The organism is Rahnella rivi (assembly GCF_019049655.1).
Lineage (GTDB): Bacteria > Pseudomonadota > Gammaproteobacteria > Enterobacterales > Enterobacteriaceae > Rahnella > Rahnella rivi.
The window spans coordinates 1-19,033 of sequence record NZ_JAFMOX010000051.1 but is presented as its reverse complement, the minus strand read 5'-3'; the positions used below and the strand labels follow the sequence as shown (position 1 = coordinate 19,033).

Sequence of the window (19,033 nt, the reverse complement as noted above, 5' to 3'; positions counted from 1 at the left end):
AATTCCAGTCAGGCATTAATAATTTGCGCTATCTCTACAGCGCTCAGATGATACTGACGCGGGCATGATTGCCAGACCGCCAGCATACGCTGGTATTTATCCCACATTTTGGTCTGCGAGTTAAACCCGTGAGTCCCGGCGTCGAAGTCAGTGTAACGCCCTTCGGTGTTCACCATAAAGCGCACATAGCTTAAATAGCGGGATTCGGTGGCCGCATCGAAGCCGAGGAAATCTATACGACGGCGATCCAGACCCTGGGTGTCTTTCAGATTGGTCCATGACACCTGCATCGCATGGTGCATTTCCATAATGTTAATCACTGTGCGACAGGTTTCTTCCGGTAACTCACCGAAATCTCTGTCCAGCTCACGCATTTGCAAACCGAAACCGCGTTCGATCACCGTTTGCAAACGGCGGTAGCGTTCCGCGTTATCGGGATCAAGCATGGTCATCATTTTGTATTGATTCGACAAGATCAGGCGTTGCGCGTTAGTCATTTCCATCGTGAAAATCCTCATGTCTGCATAATGAGCAAAGCATGGCATAGCGCAAACTTCTGCGAAATCGCAAGCACACCATTCTTTGATTTGAGTCCGGATCTCATGTGAAATAATCACCGGAGGAGAAGTTCCTCCGGTCAAAATGCGGTGCAGTGAAGCTTAGCAATATTGGAGATGATGTGAAAAGCGCTGGAAACAGGCTTACAAATCGTCGAGGAAGGTTTTGTCGAGTTGTTTGAACGCACGCTTGAGGACATCAGCCAGCGCCTGATAGGTCGGCGTCCCTTCGACCGGCGCAAGCGCCTGGCCCGATTCAGCGAGTTTATTACGCACATCGTGGAACCAGCTCAGCAGCGTCGGCGGCAAAGGCGTCAGTGAACGGCGGCCAAGCCACCATAACCCTTGCATAGGCAAGCTACAGGCAAATATCGCCGTCGCAACGGCCGGCCCGAGTTGTCCGCCCAGCGCGATTTGCCAGGTCAGCGTGAAGATCGCCACCGGCGGCATGAAGCGGACAGCAAAACGGGTGGCGGTTGAAATCCGGTTCTCGGGGAACACAGGAGCCAGGCGCTTATCAGACGGCCATGTTTTCATATAATGCTGCCCACGCTGGAAAACCTGGAACCAGCTTACAGAGCCTGTTGGCTTACTCGTCATAATTGCACCTCAACTTCACGTGTAATAATTAAAAAATAGTTGTGAAACATAAACTGGAGTTTACCACGATAAAATATATTTTGTTTTTGCTGAAACGTGCCGGTATCCTGTCGCAGCATTTAAAGCCATATCACTAAGCATAGTGCCTCGGGCCGAGGTGTTTTGTAATTAGTAATTGCATTTTTTGTTAGTGTTTTCACTAATAGATAACATTCTAAAGACGCATAACAGAGACATTTTGTGTACTGCGCCCCCATTTTTTTGCTATCCGCGGGCACAGAAAAAACCAGCGTCCTGCGATTCTTTAGCTTTTTCATTATCATGCCTGTTTTGGCTCTCTGGCATGATGTTAATCATAATTGTCACCGCCATTATGCGCTACGCTTGATGTCAGACTGACGATTTATTAACCACGTGTATTGTTTTTTTCCTTAAACAGCACCAACAATAAATAGGTACTTCCATGTCGAGTAAGCTTGTACTGGTTCTTAACTGTGGTAGTTCTTCCCTTAAGTTCGCAATCATTGATGCTGTGAACGGCGAAGAGCACATTTCAGGTTTAGCCGAATGTTTCCACCTGCCGGAAGCGCGCATTAAGTGGAAAATGGACGGTGGCAAAGAAGAAGCCGCGTTGGGTGCGGGTGCCGCACACAGCGAAGCGCTGAAATTCATCGTGAACAACATCCTGAGCCAAAAACCTGAACTGTCTGCAGAGCTGGTTGCAATCGGCCACCGCATCGTTCATGGCGGCGAAAAGCTGACCAAGTCCATGCTGATCAACGATGCTGTTATCGAAGGTATCAAAGAATCTATCCCGTTTGCACCGCTGCATAACCCGGCTCACCTGATCGGTATCGACGAAGCGCTGAAATCCTTCCCTAAACTGGCTGACAAGAACGTGGCTGTTTTCGACACCGCCTTCCATCAGACCATGCCAGAAGAATCTTACCTTTACGCACTGCCGTACAGCCTGTACCGCGATCATCACGTCCGTCGTTACGGCGCACACGGCACCAGCCACTTCTATGTGACTCAGGAAGCCGCGAAAATGTTGAACAAACCGGTGGAAGAAGTGAATCTGATCACTTGCCACCTGGGTAACGGCGGTTCCGTCAGCGCAATCCGTAACGGTAAATGCGTTGATACTTCCATGGGTCTGACCCCGCTGGAAGGTCTGGTGATGGGCACCCGCAGCGGTGACATCGACCCGGCCATCATCTTCCACCTGCACGATTCTCTGGGCATGAGCGTTGATCAAATCAACAAAATGCTGACCAAAGAATCTGGCCTGCTGGGTCTGACTGAAGTCACCAGCGACTGCCGTTATGTTGAAGATAACTACACCACTAAAGCAGATGCTAAACGTGCGATGGACGTATTCTGCCACCGTCTGGCGAAATACATCGGTAGCTACGCCTCACTGATGGAAGGCCGTCTGGACGCTGTCGTCTTCACCGGCGGTATCGGCGAAAACGCAGCAATGGTGCGTGAATTATCTCTGGCTAAACTGGGCCTGCTGGGCTTTGAAGTTGACCACGAACGCAACCTCGCGGCTCGTTTCGGTAAATCCGGTGCCATCAACAAAGAAGGCACCCGTACCGCGCTGGTTATCCCAACCAATGAAGAGCTGGTTATTGCACAAGACGCTGCGCGTCTGACCGCATAATTCGATTCAACACTGCCAGTTTTCGCTGGCAGTGATTTTTCACTCAAAGGCAAACGCCGCCCGTTTGGACGCACCGCGCAGGATAATCGTCGCGCTCATGCTGATCATTATCCCCTCTGCACAAACCTGCGACCGTCTCTGCCTGGCAACCGTTAAAGAGGTTTAGCCGTGTCCCGTACAATTATGTTGATCCCCACAGGTACCAGCGTTGGTCTGACCAGCGTCAGCCTCGGTGTGATCCGTGCCATGGAACAAAAAGGCGTCAGCCTGAGCATCTTCAAACCCATCGCACAACCACGTGCCGGCGGTGATGCACCCGATCAAACCACCACCATCATTCGTGCCAACTCCTCCGTGACTGCAGCGGAACCGCTGAAGATGAGCCACGTTGAAGCGCTGCTGAGTTCAAACCAGCAGGACGTGCTGATGGAAGAAATCATCGCCCGTTATCACGAAAACACCAAAGATGCGGAAGTGGTGCTGGTTGAAGGTTTAGTCCCTACCCGTAAACACCAGTTTGCGAATGCGCTCAACTATGAAATCGCCAAAACCCTGAACGCAGAAATCGTCTTCGTTCTGGCACTGGGTAATGATTCTCCCGCGCAGTTAAAAGAACGTATCGAACTGGCCCGCTCCAGCTTCGGCGGCAGTAAAAACAAAAACATCACCGGCGTCATCATCAACAAACTGAATGCGCCGGTTGACGATCAGGGACGCACACGTCCTGACCTGTCTGAAATCTTCGATGACTCCAACAAAGCCAGCGTCGCCAATATCGATCCGACTCAGCTGTTCGCGAACAGCCCGCTGCCGGTGCTGGGCTGCATTCCATGGAGCTTCGAGCTGATTGCCACCCGCGCAATCGACATGGCTAAGCACCTGAACGCCCGCATCATCAACGAAGGCGACGTGCAAACCCGCCGCGTGAAATCCGTGACTTTCTGCGCACGCAGCATTCCTCACATGCTCGAACACTTCCGCCCTGGTTCCCTGCTGGTTACCTCCGCAGACCGTCCGGACGTTCTGGTTTCAGCTTGTCTGGCGGCGATGAATGGCGTTGAAATTGGCGCAATTCTGCTGACCGGCGGTTACGAAATCGACGAGCGCATCAACAGCCTGTGCGCACGTGCTTTCCAGACTGGCCTGCCTGTCTTCATGGTAGACACCAACACCTGGCAGACCTCCCTCAGCCTGCAAAGCTTCAATCTGGAAGTCCCTGCGGACGACCATCAGCGCGTTGAGAAACTGCAACAGTATGTCGCTTCTCACATCAACGCTGACTGGATTGAATCACTGAGCGCGCATTCTGAGCGTTCACGTCGTCTGTCTCCGCCAGCGTTCCGCTACCAGCTGACCGAACTGGCCCGTAAAGCCGGTAAACGCATCGTTCTGCCGGAAGGCGACGAGCCACGCACCGTTAAAGCGGCGGCACTGTGTGCTGAACGCGGTATCGCGGAATGTGTGTTGCTGGGTAACCCGGAAGAGATCAAGCGCGTTGCTGCGGCGCAGGGTGTAGTGCTGGGTAAAGGCATCGAGATTGTGGATCCGGTCGTTGTGCGTGAAGAATACGTCGCACGTCTGGTTGAGCTGCGTAAAAGCAAAGGCATGACCGAAGTGGTTGCGCGTGAACAACTGGAAGACAACGTGGTTCTGGGCACCCTGATGCTGGAACAAGGTAACGTTGACGGTCTGGTTTCCGGTGCTGTCCACACCACCGCAAACACTATCCGCCCACCGTTGCAGCTGATCAAAACTGCACCGGGTAGCTCACTGGTTTCTTCTGTGTTCTTCATGCTGCTGCCTGACCAGGTTCTGGTTTACGGCGACTGTGCGATCAACCCGGACCCAACGGCTGAACAGCTGTCTGAAATCGCGATCCAGTCTGCGGATTCCGCTGCGGCGTTCGGTATCGAACCACGCGTTGCGATGATCTCTTACTCCACCGGTAACTCCGGTGCGGGTAGCGATGTTGAGAAAGTGCGTGAAGCGACCCGTCTGGCGCAGGAAAAACGCCCTGACCTGATCATCGATGGCCCGCTGCAGTACGATGCAGCCATCATGGCTGACGTTGCGCTGTCCAAAGCACCAAACTCGCCGGTAGCGGGTAAGGCGACCGTGTTCATCTTCCCTGACCTGAACACCGGTAACACCACGTACAAAGCGGTACAACGTTCTGCGGATCTGGTTTCTATCGGGCCGATGTTGCAGGGCATGCGTAAACCGGTCAACGATCTGTCCCGTGGCGCACTGGTAGACGATATCGTCTACACCGTTGCTCTGACAGCGATTCAGTCTGCTCAGGCAGAAACTGCGGTTCCGGCTAAATAAGCCAACCCCTCTGAAGGCAAAACGCCGGGCTTTATGTCCGGCGTTTTTTTGGGCTCATTTTTGCGGGTCGCCAGCCGCTCAGAGCAATGTTTTAGCCGCTTCAAGTATATGCTCAGCGGTCAGGCCATATTCCTGCTGTAAAAACTCCTGCGTCCCCACCTGCCCGTAACGTTCTTTCACGCCAACACGCCGCATAGGTACCGGCTGATTTTCTACCAGCACTTCCGCCACCGCCGATCCCAGCCCGTTATGAATACTGTGATTTTCACAGGTGATGATTTTACCGGTTTTCGCGGCATATTTTATGATGACGTCTTTATCAATCGGCTTGAGGGTAAACATGTCGATCACCGCCGCACTGACGCCTTCACGTTCCAGCATCTGCGCCGCTTTCAGCGCTTCGGCGACCATAATTCCGTTGGCGATAAGCGTGATGTCGCTTCCGTCTCGCAGCACGTTTGCTTTGCCGATGGTGAACGTTGAGCCTTCCTGGTAAATCTGAGTCGCCTGTTTACGGATGGTGCGCACCCAGTAAAATCCCTTCAGATCCATCAGTTGCAGCAAAATATTGCGGAACATCACGGCGTCGGTGACCTCCATCACCACGGAATTTGCCAGCCCGCGCACAATCCCCATGTCTTCGAAGGACATGTGCGTGCCGCCGTTGTGACAGGCACTGACACCGGCATCGGACGCAATGATTTTGACGTTATTCTTCTGATAATCCAGTGACATAAACAACTGATCAAAACAGCGGCGGCTGGCGAACGCGGTAAAAGTATGCACAAAGGGGACGCGGCCTGTCAGCGATAAACCCGCCGCCACGCCGATAACGTTGGCTTCCATGATGCCGCAGTTAATCACGTGTGACGGGTGATCTTTGTGCACGCCATCCATCGCCATAGAACTCATCAGATCCGCTTCCAGCGCAATGATCGGCGTATTTTCAACAATCTTTTCACGCACGGTATTGGCGTAAACCTTACGCATTTCCACGGCGTCTTTTTGTAATTCCAGAGAGACTTCAAACATGGGCGGCCTCCAGCTCAGCGATTGCGTGTTCAATTTCCAGTTTCACTTCCGGCGTTAAACGCAGATGATGCGAGTTCGCCAGCTGCTCGAGATACTTCACGCCCTGCCCTTTAATGCTGTCGAGGATCACCACCAGCGGACGCTGCCCGCCCTCACGCACCGGCGTCACCGCATCGCGGATTGCCACAACGTCATCGCCTTTAATCGTCTGCACATCAAAACCAAAAGCGCTGAATTTCCCGGCCAGATCGAAAGGTTTAATGACTTCGTCCAGCGTGCCGTCGAGCTGCTGTTTGTTGTAATCGATGAACAACGTGAGGTTATGCAGATTGTGGTGAGCAATAAACTGGAAGGCTTCCCAGCACTGACCTTCATTCAGCTCACCGTCACCCAGAATGCAGAAGACACGGTTAGCCCGCCCCGCCAGCCTGTGCGAGAGCGCCATACCTGCGGCGATGGACACGCCCTGCCCGAGCGAACCGGTCGTGGCATCCACGCCGGTCGTGCGCAGCCGGTCGGGGTGGCTCGGCAGGCGCGTGCCGTTCTCATTCAAGGTTTTCAGCTGGCTGACCGGGAAATAGCCTTTCAGCGCCAGCGTGGCATACAACGCCGGGCCTGCATGCCCCTTGGAGAGCACGAAATAATCGCGATCCTGCCAGTCCGGATTTTTCGGGTCGATGCGCATCACATCGCCGTACAATACTGCCAGCGTTTCCACCACTGACATGCTGCCGCCATAGTGTCCGAAGCCCAGACCGGTCAGCATTTTCAGCGTCTCGATGCGGATTTGGCGCGCCAGATCATGAACCTCATGGATATCTTTCATCTTGCAGGGTCCTTATTTTAGTGAGCACTTATCCAGACCTGTTATTTCTAACAGGCCTGAACCGTGATCCCCGGTGGGTGATAAGAGACTGAGTGAGTGAGTGACTGAATTACTCTTCGCTGACCGCTTTCTCAGCCGCAGGTTTTTTGCCGAGATAGTTGTAAGCAACCAGAACCGCGAAGATGCCGACAATCAGCGCCATGATGCCTTCTTTAGACATGAAGCGAGCCAGATTGCCCAGCAGGATACCGATGACGCCAAAGTCGGCATCTGAGAAGGTGGCGTTTGCGAAGCCCAGCGCGCCGAGCACCGGCAGCAGCAGAACCGGCAGGAAGGTGATCAGCACGCCGTTAGCAAACGCGCCGACCATCGCACCGCGCCGACCGCCGGTCGCATTGCCGAAGACACCCGCCGTCGCACCGGTGAAGAAGTGCGGCACTACGCCCGGCAGGATCAGCACCAGATGCATCTGGCCTAACAGGAACAAACCGACCAGACCGCCGAGGAAGCTGAACAGGAAACCAATCAGCACGGCATTCGGTGCGTACGGGTAGACCACCGGGCAGTCCAGCGCGGGACGTGCGTTGGGCACCAGTTTCTCGGAGAAGCCAACGAATGCCGGTACGATTTCCGCCAGAATAAGACGCACACCTTGCAGGATGATGAACACACCCGCCGCGAAAGTGATCGCCATGATGATGGCGTACACCAGATAGTTCTGGCCTGCGCTATAGGTGGCTTCGACAAACACCTGCCCGGCGAACACCGCCATAATCAGGTAAATAATGATCATGGTGAGTGAAATAGAAATGGAGCTGTCGCGCAGGAAGCTGAGGTTTTTCGGCAGATTCATTTCTTCGGTAGAGCGTGACCCTTTACCGACTTTGCTGCCGATCCAGCCAGACAGCACGTAACCGATGGTGCCGAAATGGCCGAAGGCCACATCGTCGCTGCCGGTGATCTTACGCATATAACGTTGTGCCAGCGCCGGGAAAAACGCCATGATCAGGCCCAGCGTCAGGGAGCCGGTGAACACCAGTGAAACGCCTTCAAAACCGGCAACGGTCAGGATGACGCTGATCATGCAGGCCATATAGAACGTGTGATGCCCGGTCAGGAACACGTATTTCAGACGGGTAAAGCGCGCCACGATCAGGTTTGCCACCATACCGAACGCCATAATTAAGGCGGTCGGCGCACCGAATTTCTCCAGCGCGATGGAAACAATCGCTTCGTTATTAGGAATAATACCCTGGATATTAAAGGCGTGTTCGAACATACCGCCTAAAGGATTTAATGAGCCGACTAATACTGTTGCACCACCGCCTAAAACTAAAAAGCCCAGTATTGTTTTGACTGTACCTTTTACCACATCAGAAAAGTTTTTCTTTTGCGCCACCAAACCGATTAAGGCGATGAGCCCCACCAGAACAGATGGCACTTTTAATATATCAACCACAAACTTGAGCGTTTCCTGGATAAACATATCCACCTCGGATGTATATTGTTTTTTATTGTAGGGTCAGTCCGTGTCGGTCTGGATCAGGACACCGGATGCTTCTCAAAATGTGCGACCAGCTTGGTTTCCAGCTCGTTGATATCCACAATATTTGTGATGACAACCAGCTGATTGTCTGGGATATTGGCGCTGGCGGCGATGTCTTTCGCCATCACGAACAGGTCTGCCTCGCCGGGAATGGCTGAAGATAAATCAGAGTGTTCAACATCCGCCTGAATATTTAATTTTTTCAGCACTTTTTTAATGTTCATTTCGACCATAAAGCTGCTGCCTAAACCGGAACCGCAAATCGCCATAATTTTCATGTTATTTACCTGTGTTTTAAAAGTTTGTAGGGTTACGCATCAGAATGATTTCTGATGTCAATACACATTAATGCATCCGTTGTGCGTTAAGGTTATTCCGTTATTTAATCGTAAAACGGTCAGAATTTCGTAATGACATCCTGAATTGTTTTTATATCTTTTGCCTGATGTATTTTCTGCATATCTTCGTCGCTGGAAAATAATTCAGCCAGTTCAGAGATTAATTCAATATGACTGTGCTTATCGGGTGCCGATAACATGACGACGGTATAAACAGGGTCATTGTCCTCAGAATTAAATGTCACTCCCTGAGGCAGCGTGAGCAGCGACAATCCTAACCCCTTCGCGCCCTCTTCCGGTCTGGCATGCGGCATGGCAATGCCCGGGGCCAGAACAAAATACGGCCCTAACTTTTCCCGCTGGGCAAAAATCGCCGTCAGATATTCCGGGGTAATCGTGCCCTCTTTCAACAAAGGCTCAGCGCTGACTTGCACCGCCTGCCGCCAGTCCGTGATATCCGTTCTGATCTGAATCCTGTCAGAGGTCAGCCAATCATTCAGCATAAGTGTGGCTCCGGTTTTGAAGTGTTAATGGCTGGTGTGCCTCTTTCCCCCAAACCACACCAACGCCCTGACTCTACGCACCGGTAGCGTTAACATCTGTGATACATCTCACAAAGATAGCGCTACCAAGCGTCTATCATTACGTTCTGTGATAGCGCTATCAAAAATAGTCCCCTGCCGGTACCACTGCACCGCAGTTCACACAAATAACGGTATACTTTGTCCGGAAATGACCGATAATTTACCCAATTCCGCCGTGGATCCTTCGGGTATCGCCCTGCTGCGGCTTGCTTTTTTCGCTATATCTTCGGGTGCAGGAGTCAGGATTGTGCATGTCCATTAACAAGAAAAGGCGCAGTACAGGGAGAGTGACGCTGGCTGATGTGGCGCAGCTTGCAGGCGTGGGCAGCATGACCGTTTCCCGCGCACTGCGTACCCCGGAACAAGTCTCCGATAAGCTGCGTGAAAAGATCGAAGAGGCCGTCAGCCAGCTGGGTTATTTACCCAATCAGGCGGCCAGTTCACTGGCTTCTGCGTCATCAAATACTGTCGCCATGATTGTGCCAAGTCTGTCGGAACCGGGCTGCGCTGAGATGTTTGCCGGGCTTCAGAAAGTGCTACAACCTGCCGGGTACCAGATCATGCTGGCTGAATCCCAGCACCGTATTGAGCGGGAAGAAAAATTGCTGGAAACGCTGCTGTCTTACAATCTGGCGGCGGCCATATTGCTCTCTGTCGAGCACTCGGCCAACGTTCGCCAGTGGCTGGATAATCTGACCATCCCGGTGCTGGAAATCGGTGCGCTGACGGACTCTCCCATTGATATGAATATCGGGATTGATTACGTCGAGGCGATGTTTCAGCTCACTCAGACCGTGGTGGCGAAGGGATATCAAAACATCGGTATGCTGTGCGCCAATCAGGAACAGTGGATTTTCCAGCAACATTTGCAAGGCTGGCGAAAGGCCATGCTGAAAGCGCATATGTCGCCGCATCGGGTGATCAACGCGGCCGAGCCCGCCAGCTTTTCCACCGGCGCTCAGCAGTTGCCTGAGTTTCTGCTGGCCTGGCCGGAAATCGACGCGCTGGTGTGCGTCTCAGACGATCTGGCCTGCGGAGCGCTGTACGAATGCCAGCGCCGACGTATCAAAGTGCCGGACGATCTGGCGGTCGTGGGATTTGGCAACTCGGACGTCAGTAAAGTCTGCCAGCCGCCGCTGACCACTATCGCCATCCCGCATAGGGAAATTGGTACGCGTGCGGCCCAGGCCTTGCTGGCCAGGATCCATGATGAAGAGTGGGAAGAGGTGACGATCGCCTCGTCATTGTGTAAGCGGGACAGCTGCTAAATTCACGACAACAAAAAGCCGCAGGCGACATCAGTACGCGTGCGGCGGGTATTACAGGCTCAATGATTCAGAGGCTGAGGCTTAGATCGGGGTACTTTCGTTATCCGGCTCATCATCCGCTTTGGCAGATTCATCACTCAGCAAGTCACGGGTTAGCGGCTTGCCATGCTCTTTCTCGTTATTACGCGTCATCCAAAGTGACAGCGCTTTAAGCGAGTCCGGCGTAAATTCGTCGCATCGTGCGGTGATCTCTTCCGGCGTCATCCAGCGTACAGAATCAATTTCTTCTTCCTGCAAGGCAAACGGGCCGTGGGATACGCAACTAAACAACGCGCCCCACACGCGGCATTTGTTCTCTTCTTCGAAGTAGAACTGACCATGTTCGGCAAAGGGTACACCGGCGATCCCTAACTCTTCTTCCGCTTCACGGCGGGCTGAATCAAGAATATTTTCGCCACTCTGCACCACGCCACCTGCGGTTGCATCCAGCCAGCCGGGATAAAAGTCTTTGGTTTCGGTACGACGCTGAACCAAAATATTGCCCATTCCGTCATGCACCACGATATAGCTGGCACGGTGGCGCAGGACCTGAGCACGCATTTGTTGTCGGCTGGCCTGGGCAATGACCTCGTTATCTTCGTTGACGATATCAACCCATTCTTCCGTACTGATGTTTTGCTCTTGTTCTGACATCCGCTGAAACCTTCTGTTTTAAGCGCTGGTCTGTGCGCAATGGGTCTGTGCGCAGTAATGGGTGCAACACGTCGATAATGTCCGGAGATTCTATCTGGGTCTGCCACATGGCTTCAATAGCAATGGATGCGTTGGTGACAGGTAAAAGTTATGTTACCCCACAAACTTCGCCATAAGACAACTCTGACAAAGGTCCGGTGCAGGCAAGTATTCACAACCATTATGATACCCTACCCAATCATTTTAAAAACTGTGATTATCAACCGCGCACTGGCGGATTTCATTAAGTGATTAACATAACGCAGGAGGCAATATGATTGATCTTTATTACGCGCCCACACCCAACGGTCATAAGATTTCTCTTTTTCTGGAGGAAGCCGGTCTGGCCTACCGTCTTCATCGCATTGATATCAGCGCAGGCGATCAGTTTAAACCCGAGTTTCTCGCCATTTCCCCTAACAATAAGATCCCGGCGATTGTCGACAGTCAGCCGGTAGACAGCGGCGCGCCCATTGGTGTGTTTGAGTCCGGGGCCATTTTGCAGTATCTGGCTGAGAAAACGGGAAAATTACTCAGTAAGGAATTGCGCGAACGCACCACAACGCTGGAGTGGCTGACCTGGCAGGTGGCCGGAATGGGCCCGATGCTCGGGCAAAATCATCACTTTACGCACTACGCCCCGCAACCTGTACCTTACGCCATCGAACGCTATCAGCAGGAAACCAAACGTCTTTACGGCGTACTGAATACCCAGCTGACTAAAAATGCCTATATCGCCGGGGACACCTACAGCATTGCTGATATCGCCGCTTATCCGTGGGTAGTAGCGCATGAGCGCCAGCGCATTGATTTGGCGGAGTATCCGGCGGTGCGAAACTGGTTTGAACGCGTTAAAGCCCGTCCTTCCACGCAAAAAGCCTACGCCCTCGCCGATCCCCTGCACATCAACCACCACTGACAGCGCTGTCCCCGGTGTCTGCCGGGGGTTCTGCTGAACACATTCAGCTGTAAATAATTTCCGTTAACTGTGCTCCATATCGCGCGCTAAAGGCGGCGACTCAACTATGATTAATGACAGTTCATTCGCATATTCAGACAGTTAAGGAACCTGATATGAAAATCCTGATCACCGGCGCTACCGGGCTCATTGGCCGAAGGCTTACCGGGCGACTTGTTGAGCAATCTCATCAGATTACCGTACTTACCCGTGCGCCTGAACGCGCCGCGAAAGTGCTGGGCTCACAGGTTCAGCTGTGGGAAACGCTGGACGGCAAAACGTCACTGGATGGATTTGATGCGGTGATCAACCTTGCGGGAGAGCCGATTGCGGACAAACGCTGGACGAAAGATCACAAAGCGTTGCTGTGTGAAAGCCGCTGGCAGTTAACTGAGAAACTGGCACAGCTGATTAACGCCAGCCAGACGCCGCCGCAGGTCTTTATTTCAGGTTCAGCAGTGGGTTATTACGGCGATCAGGGGCAGGCCCTGGTGCCGGAAGACGAGCCGCCAAACAAGCAGTTTACCTGGCAGCTATGCGCACGCTGGGAAGCACTGGCGATGACGGCTGAAAGCCCGCGCACCCGCGTGTGCCTGTTGCGCACCGGCATTGTGCTGGCAGAAAAAGGCGGCGCGCTGGCAAAAATCGTATTGCCTTTCCGCGCCGGACTCGGCGGCCCTCTGGGTGACGGCCAGCAATACATGCCATGGATCCATATCGACGATATGGTCGAAGGCATCATTTTCCTGATGATGCACGAAACCCTCAGCGGACCGTTCAACATGGTGGCGCCTTATCCCGCACGCAACGAACAGTTCAGCGCTCTACTCGGTGAGGTTCTGCATCGCCCGGCGTTTATGCGGGCACCTGCCCCCGTCATACGTTTGCTGATGGGCGAGTCAGCCGTACTGGTGCTGGGCGGCCAGCGTGCCGTGCCGCGCAGGCTGGAAGCGGCCGGCTTTGAGTTTACACATCAGGAATTGAAGGAAGCGCTGGAGGATTTGCTGAAGTGAAGGGGCTGTCAGGCCCCTGCTCAGCCGGAGCGAGAATGTTTCGGTTGAGCAGAGGGACAATTGCGTTGTACTGACGCTTTTCAAAAACAGATCGAGAATTTTCGGTTTCTCAACGACTGCGATCACTTCTCTTTCAGTGCCGAAACCGCCCAAAGGAGGAAAGTGCTTTTCCTCCTTTGGATTCCTCCTCGCTTTTTCAACAAGCGCTTCGCTTGCTGGCTTTGTTTCAGGTATCACCGCGACAGGCTGGACATCTTGCCGCTGCGCGGTGCCTTCTCTCGGTCCTGGAGCCTTTGGTCTCCAGGCCGCTCCGTTCAGCAAGATGTCTGAATCGCCCGCCCAATCTTAAATTCAAAAGCAGAGTGGTTTTATCTTTAGGAAGTGTTGATTGGTGCCCTTAAAAGGGCACCAATCAACATGCGAGCCCCAAGGCCCGGTATAGCCTTATTCCTTCACATCCACCTGATAAAACACATGTTTGCCAAAGGGATCAATCTCATAGCCGCTCACTTCTTTGCGAACGGGCTCGAAGATGGTCGAGTGTGCAATCATCACCGCTGGCGCCTGGTCGTGCATCATTTGCTGCGCCTGCTCGTAAAGTGCAACACGTTTGGCATGGTCTGTGGTTTCTTTGGCTTCGGTGATCAACTGGTCGAAAGGTGCATAACACCATTTCGCAGAGTTAGAACCGCCCTTCGCTGCGTTACAGGTAAATAACGGGCCAAAGAAGTTATCCGGATCGCCATTGGCTGTCGTCCAGCCCATCAGCGCGGCCATGTGCTCGCCGTTACGGATGCGGGTCTGGTATTCACCCCACTCAAAACTGACGATGTGTGCTTTCACGCCAATTTTTGCCCAGTCCGCCTGAATCATTTCAGCCATACGACGGGCGTTCGGGTTATACGGACGTTGTACCGGCATCGCCCACAGATCGATATCAAAACCGTTTGGCATGCCTGCTTCAGCCAGTAACGCTTTGGCTTTCTCCGGCGAATAATCGTAATCCACTACCTTGTCGTTATATCCCCAGACACCGGTTGGCAGCAGCGTTTTCGCTGCGGTGCCGGTGCCACGGAATACCGCTTCAATGATTTGTGGCTTGTTGATCGCCATGCTCAGCGCCTGACGCACCTTCACATTGTCCAGCGGCGGCTTCTGCGTATTAAAAGACAGGAAGCCGGTATTCAGACCCGATTTACTCATCAGATTGATGTCTTTGTTGGCGCGCATCCGGTCGAGATCTGCCGGGTTCGGGAACGGCATCACCTGACACTCATTTTTTTCCAGTTTTGCGAGACGCATCGAGGCATCCGGGGTGATGGTATACACCAGACGGTCAATTTTAGATTTACCCTGCCAGTACTCCGGGAAGGCTTTGTACAGCAAGCGCGTGTCTTTCTGATACTGAACCAGCTCGAACGGCCCCGTACCGACCGGATTCAGATCGAGTTTCTCCGGAGTACCGGCTTTGAGCATCTGATCGGCATATTCTGCCGAGAGGATAGATGCGAAATACCAGGCCAGATCGGCAACAAATGGCGCTTCGGGGCGGGTCAGGTTGAAGCGAACGGTGTAATCATCCACTTTATCAATGCTGCCGATCAGATCGCCCAGCTTCAGGCTGTCGAAGTTCAGATAAGTGCCGCCGGACACCTTGTGATACGGGTTGTTTTCATCTTTCTGGCGCATGAACGAGAAGATGACGTCATCCGCGTTGAAATCACGGCTGGGTTTAAACAGTTTACTGCTCTGGAATTTCACGCCTTTACGCAGGTGGAAAGTGTAGGTTTTACCGTCCGGGCTGACGTCCCAGCTTTCTGCCAGGCTTGGCACCAGCTCAGTGGTGCCGGTTTTGAAATCAACCAGACGGTTATAAATCGGCACAGCGCTGGCATCGACGGAAGTGCCCGATGTGTAAAGCTGCGGGTTAAATTGTTCCGGTGAACCTTCTGAACAATACACCAGCGTTTTTGCCGAAACGCCGCCCGTGATCGCTAACGCCAGTAACCCTGTGCTTATTTTTAAAATGTTGTGTTTCATTTTTTCCCTTTTTTCCCTGTCCGGAGAGTGTTTAAAACTTCTTCATCATGGAACCCAAAGCAAAAACAGATTAACATCTGAATAACAACTAGTAATACTTTGTTATATATGAAAATCTTATAACAAGTAAACCCATTGGCGATCATTCAGAGGTCAAGATGTCGACAACAATCGCAAAACAGCTTACCGAACGTTTCTACCGCTATCTCTCCGTGACGTCACAAAGTGACGCCAGCGTGAACACCTTACCGAGCACGCCGGGCCAGCATGACATGGCGCGGTTACTGGCTGAGGAGCTGCATCAGCTCGGTTTAGAAAACATTCAGATTGATGAATGTGCGACCGTCACCGCGGTCAAACCCGGCACTAAAACCGGCGGGCCGCGCATAGGTTTTATCACCCACATTGATACCGTCGATGTGGGCCTGAGCGCGGATATTCATCCGCAAACGCTGCGCTTCACCGGCGATGACCTGTGCCTGAACAAAGAAAAAGATATCTGGCTGCGCCCTGCTGAGCGCCCGGAAATCCTGGCGTATCAGGGTGAAGAAATCATCTTCAGCGACGGTACCAGCGTGCTGGGCGCAGATAACAAAGCCGCCGTGACGGTGGTCATGACCATGCTGGAGAATCTGAACGCGTCGCAGGAGTATGGCGATATCGTGGTGGCGTTTGTGCCGGATGAAGAAATCGGGCTGCGTGGCGCGAAAGCACTGGATCTTGCCCGCTTTGACGTGGATTTTGCCTACACCATTGACTGCTGTGAACTGGGTGAAGTGGTGTATGAAAACTTCAACGCGGCAGCCGTGGAAATCGACTTTACCGGTGTGACGGCGCATCCGATGTCAGCCAAGGGTGTGCTGGTCAATCCGTTACTGATGGCGCAGGATTTCATCAGTCACTTTGACCGTGCAGAAACGCCGGAAAATACCGAAGGCCGCGAAGGCTACGTCTGGTTCAACGGCATGAGCGCTTCCCAGCAGGGTGCGCGGCTCCATGCCTCCATCCGTGATTTCGACAGCGCCAGTTTTGCTGCCCGTAAGCAGAAAATTCAGGATGTCGCGAAAGCGATCGCAGCTCAGTATCCGACAGCGAAAGTCTCGGTGGATATCAGCGATACCTACAGCAATATCAGCAGCGCGATCGGCGAAGACCGCCGGGCGATCGATCTGATTTTTGCCGGGCTGAAAGAGGTCGGCGTTGAACCGAAAGTGATCCCGATGCGCGGCGGCACCGACGGCGCAGCGCTGTCAGCAAAAGGTTTGCTGACACCGAACTACTTCACCGGCGCACATAATTTCCATTCGAAGTTTGAGTTCCTGCCGGTGAATTCGTTTGTGAAATCCTACGAACTGACCGTACAGCTGTGCCTGCTGGCAGCGAAAGGGTAACCCTGTCATCCAGCGTTCCCCTCATGAGAGGGGAACGCTGCGTAACGATATTACTTCAGCGCACCTGACAGAAACTGTTGCAGACGGGCACTTTTCGGGCTGCCGAACACGTCGGCAGGGTTGCCCTGCTCTTCAATCACGCCCTGATGCAGAAAAATCACATGGCTGGACACGTGGCGGGCAAACTCCATTTCATGCGTGACGACCACCATGGTTTTCCCCTCTTCCGCCAGTTTCTGCATGATGCGCAGCACTTCACCGACCAGCTCAGGGTCGAGCGCAGAAGTAGGCTCATCAAACAACAGCACTTCGGGTTCCATTGCCAGTGCACGGGCGATAGAGACACGCTGTTGCTGACCACCGGACAAGTTCACCGGGTATTTACCCTGCGCACGTGCATCGATGCCGACTTTATCGAGGTATTTCACCGCACGCTCGCGCGCTTCGGCTTTGCTCAGCCCCAGCACCTGTACCGGCGCTTCCATGACGTTTTCAAGCACCGTCATGTGGCTCCACAGATTGAAGTGCTGGAACACCATCGTCAGTTTGGTACGCAGCAGTTGCAGCTGTTTTTTGTCGAACACTTTCAGTTGCCCGTCGGTGTCGCGCACCATGCGGATATCCTGATTGCTGACGCTGATTGACCCTTCGCTCGGCTTCTCCAGGAAGTTAATGCAGCGCAAAAATGTACTTTTCCCTGAACCTGATGAACCAATAATACTGATCACATCTCCCGCATTGGCGGAGAGCGACACGCCTTTGAGCACCTCATGGTCGCCGTAGCGTTTGTGGAGATCGAGAACGGCTAATTTGTTTTCTGACATAACGTTTCCCGCAATGGTGTCGATAGTTGGCTTTTTTAATGAGCGGACTGGGGCTTCACATGCGCCAGCCAGCGTTTTTCCGCCTTACGGAACAGACCAATCAGAACAAAAGAAACACAAAGATAAATCACCGCCGCGATCCCGAAGGCGTAAAACGGCTGATACGTCGCCGAGTTAATATCGCGGGCAATCTTCAGCACATCCGGCACGGTGGCGGTAAACGCCAGAGCCGTGGAGTGCAGCATCAGAATGACTTCGTTGCTGTAAGCCGGCAGCGCCGTGCGTAACGCCGAAGGCAAAATAATGCAGGTATAGAGTTTAAAACGCGAAAATCCGTAGGCGTTCGCGGCTTCGATTTCACCGTGAGGCACTGACCGGATGGCACCGGCAAATATCTCGGTGGTGTACGCACAGGTGTTGAGCGTCAGCGCCAGGATCGTACAGTTCAGACCGCTGCGAAAGAACGCATTCAGGAAGTCCGTGCCGCGCACGATCTCCAGGCTGTACATGCCGGAGTAGAACACCAGCAGTTGTACATACAGCGGCGTGCCGCGAAATATGTAGGTGTATAACCAGATCGGATAGCGGATTAATTTATTAGACGACACGCGCCCGACGGCCATGGGCACCGCCAGCAATCCGCCGATCACCACGGAGCTGATCAGTAACCACAGCGTGATCGCCAGCCCGGTGAAACGGTAGCCATCGCTGTACAGCAGCGACCAGCCATATTGTTGGAGGATTTCGATCATAGCTCAGCCCTCTTCACACCCAGCGAATAACGGCGTTCAAGCCATAACAGCACGCCGTTCGACAGCGTGGTAAAGACCAGATACACCACCCCCGCCACAATCGCAAAATAGAATGGCTGATAGGTGCCCTTTCCTGCCAGCTGCGTGGCTTTCACCACATCATTCAGGCCGAGCAGTGACACCAGCGCGGTGGCTTTTAAAATCACCTGCCAGTTATTACCGATACCAGGCAACGCGAAACGCATCATGGCCGGGAAGAGGATACGGCGGAAAATTTGTGAGCCGGTGAAACCATAAGCGGTGGCCGCTTCAATCTGCCCGCGGGGAACGGCCATAAACGCGCCGCGAAATGTCTCGGTGAAATACGCTCCATAGATAAAACCGAGCGTGATGATACCGGCGCTCATCGGGTCGATATCAATTTGCGTCATCCCGAGAGACTCGGTGACGCTGTTGAGTGCAATCTGCAAGCCGTAAAAAATCAATAACATCAACACCAGATCAGGTACGCCGCGGATAAGCGTGGTGTAACACCCAAAGAAACCAGAAATAACCCGGCTTTTTGACAGCTTCCCACC

General features: G+C 53.1%; 18 protein-coding genes. 6 read left to right on the top strand and 12 right to left on the bottom strand.

The window, feature by feature from the left end:
* Positions 1–8: 8 nt before the first annotated feature.
* Together J1779_RS06335 and yfbV are read right to left on the bottom strand one after the other, a co-directional pair.
* Positions 9–503 carry a YfbU family protein gene (locus J1779_RS06335; protein WP_056782224.1) on the bottom strand — a complete coding sequence of 165 codons (495 nt, stop codon included), beginning with the start codon at positions 501–503 and terminating at the stop codon, positions 9–11.
* A 198-nt stretch (positions 504–701) separates the two neighbouring features.
* Positions 702–1,157 (bottom strand): terminus macrodomain insulation protein YfbV, encoded by a 456-nt coding sequence (gene yfbV / locus J1779_RS06330; protein ID WP_056782222.1) that lies wholly within the window; start codon positions 1,155–1,157, stop codon positions 702–704.
* A 463-nt stretch (positions 1,158–1,620) separates the two neighbouring features.
* Here yfbV and ackA point away from each other — a divergent pair, with 463 nt between their 5' ends.
* On the top strand, positions 1,621–2,823 hold the full coding sequence (gene ackA / locus J1779_RS06325) for an acetate kinase (protein WP_217203174.1): 1,203 nt from the start codon (positions 1,621–1,623) through the stop codon (positions 2,821–2,823).
* Between the two features lie 183 nt (positions 2,824–3,006).
* The gene (gene pta / locus J1779_RS06320) at positions 3,007–5,151 is read left to right on the top strand and encodes a phosphate acetyltransferase (protein ID WP_056782218.1); all 2,145 of its coding nucleotides are present in this window, start codon (positions 3,007–3,009) and stop codon (positions 5,149–5,151) included.
* 78 nt (positions 5,152–5,229) lie between these two features.
* Here pta and J1779_RS06315 read toward each other — a convergent pair whose 3' ends face one another.
* From J1779_RS06315 to J1779_RS06295, 5 genes are all read right to left on the bottom strand, one after another.
* Positions 5,230–6,183 (bottom strand): transketolase family protein, encoded by a 954-nt coding sequence (locus J1779_RS06315; protein ID WP_056782214.1) that lies wholly within the window; start codon positions 6,181–6,183, stop codon positions 5,230–5,232.
* Positions 6,176–7,009: a transketolase gene (locus J1779_RS06310; RefSeq protein ID WP_136376805.1), complete on the bottom strand. Its 834-nt coding sequence runs from the start codon at positions 7,007–7,009 to the stop codon at positions 6,176–6,178. Before J1779_RS06310 ends, J1779_RS06315 begins: the two co-directional genes overlap by 8 nt.
* A 109-nt stretch (positions 7,010–7,118) precedes the next feature.
* Positions 7,119–8,495 carry a PTS ascorbate transporter subunit IIC gene (locus J1779_RS06305; RefSeq protein ID WP_056782209.1) on the bottom strand — a complete coding sequence of 459 codons (1,377 nt, stop codon included), beginning with the start codon at positions 8,493–8,495 and terminating at the stop codon, positions 7,119–7,121.
* Positions 8,496–8,551: 56 nt separating this feature from the next.
* Positions 8,552–8,833 carry a PTS sugar transporter subunit IIB gene (locus J1779_RS06300; protein ID WP_056782206.1) on the bottom strand — a complete coding sequence of 94 codons (282 nt, stop codon included), beginning with the start codon at positions 8,831–8,833 and terminating at the stop codon, positions 8,552–8,554.
* A 119-nt stretch (positions 8,834–8,952) separates the two neighbouring features.
* Positions 8,953–9,396, bottom strand: a complete 444-nt coding sequence (locus tag J1779_RS06295) for a PTS sugar transporter subunit IIA (protein WP_217203172.1) — start codon at positions 9,394–9,396, stop codon at positions 8,953–8,955.
* 332 nt (positions 9,397–9,728) lie between these two features.
* Between J1779_RS06295 and J1779_RS06290 the strand changes: the two genes are divergently transcribed.
* Entirely contained in the window at positions 9,729–10,745 is a 1,017-nt protein-coding gene (locus J1779_RS06290; protein WP_122097538.1) for a LacI family DNA-binding transcriptional regulator, read from the top strand.
* Positions 10,746–10,826: 81 nt separating this feature from the next.
* Here J1779_RS06290 and yfcD read toward each other — a convergent pair whose 3' ends face one another.
* The gene (gene yfcD / locus J1779_RS06285; RefSeq protein WP_056782198.1) at positions 10,827–11,438 is read right to left on the bottom strand and encodes an NUDIX hydrolase YfcD; all 612 of its coding nucleotides are present in this window, start codon (positions 11,436–11,438) and stop codon (positions 10,827–10,829) included.
* 313 nt (positions 11,439–11,751) lie between these two features.
* On the opposite strand from yfcD, the gene J1779_RS06280 reads away from it, so the two are divergent.
* Together J1779_RS06280 and J1779_RS06275 are read left to right on the top strand one after the other, a co-directional pair.
* Entirely contained in the window at positions 11,752–12,396 is a 645-nt protein-coding gene (locus J1779_RS06280) for a glutathione binding-like protein (RefSeq protein WP_122097537.1), read from the top strand.
* Positions 12,397–12,551: 155 nt separating this feature from the next.
* Positions 12,552–13,448, top strand: a complete 897-nt coding sequence (locus J1779_RS06275) for a TIGR01777 family oxidoreductase (protein WP_056782193.1) — start codon at positions 12,552–12,554, stop codon at positions 13,446–13,448.
* A 444-nt stretch (positions 13,449–13,892) separates the two neighbouring features.
* On the opposite strand, the gene J1779_RS06270 is transcribed toward J1779_RS06275, so the two are convergent.
* Positions 13,893–15,488: an ABC transporter substrate-binding protein gene (locus J1779_RS06270; protein ID WP_136376803.1), complete on the bottom strand. Its 1,596-nt coding sequence runs from the start codon at positions 15,486–15,488 to the stop codon at positions 13,893–13,895.
* Positions 15,489–15,646: 158 nt separating this feature from the next.
* Here J1779_RS06270 and pepT point away from each other — a divergent pair, with 158 nt between their 5' ends.
* Positions 15,647–16,879, top strand: a complete 1,233-nt coding sequence (pepT, locus tag J1779_RS06265; RefSeq protein WP_217203170.1) for a peptidase T — start codon at positions 15,647–15,649, stop codon at positions 16,877–16,879.
* A gap of 50 nt (positions 16,880–16,929) precedes the next feature.
* Here pepT and hisP read toward each other — a convergent pair whose 3' ends face one another.
* The 3 genes from hisP to hisQ all read right to left on the bottom strand — a co-directional run.
* Positions 16,930–17,703: a histidine ABC transporter ATP-binding protein HisP gene (gene hisP / locus J1779_RS06260; RefSeq protein WP_056782185.1), complete on the bottom strand. Its 774-nt coding sequence runs from the start codon at positions 17,701–17,703 to the stop codon at positions 16,930–16,932.
* 35 nt (positions 17,704–17,738) lie between these two features.
* Positions 17,739–18,455, bottom strand: coding sequence for an ABC transporter permease (locus J1779_RS06255; RefSeq protein ID WP_056782183.1), 717 nt, complete (start codon positions 18,453–18,455; stop codon positions 17,739–17,741).
* Positions 18,452–19,033, bottom strand: a 582-nt coding sequence (hisQ, locus tag J1779_RS06250; RefSeq protein ID WP_217203168.1) for a histidine ABC transporter permease HisQ, incomplete at its 5' end; no start/stop codon positions are given. The genes hisQ and J1779_RS06255, both read right to left, overlap by 4 nt.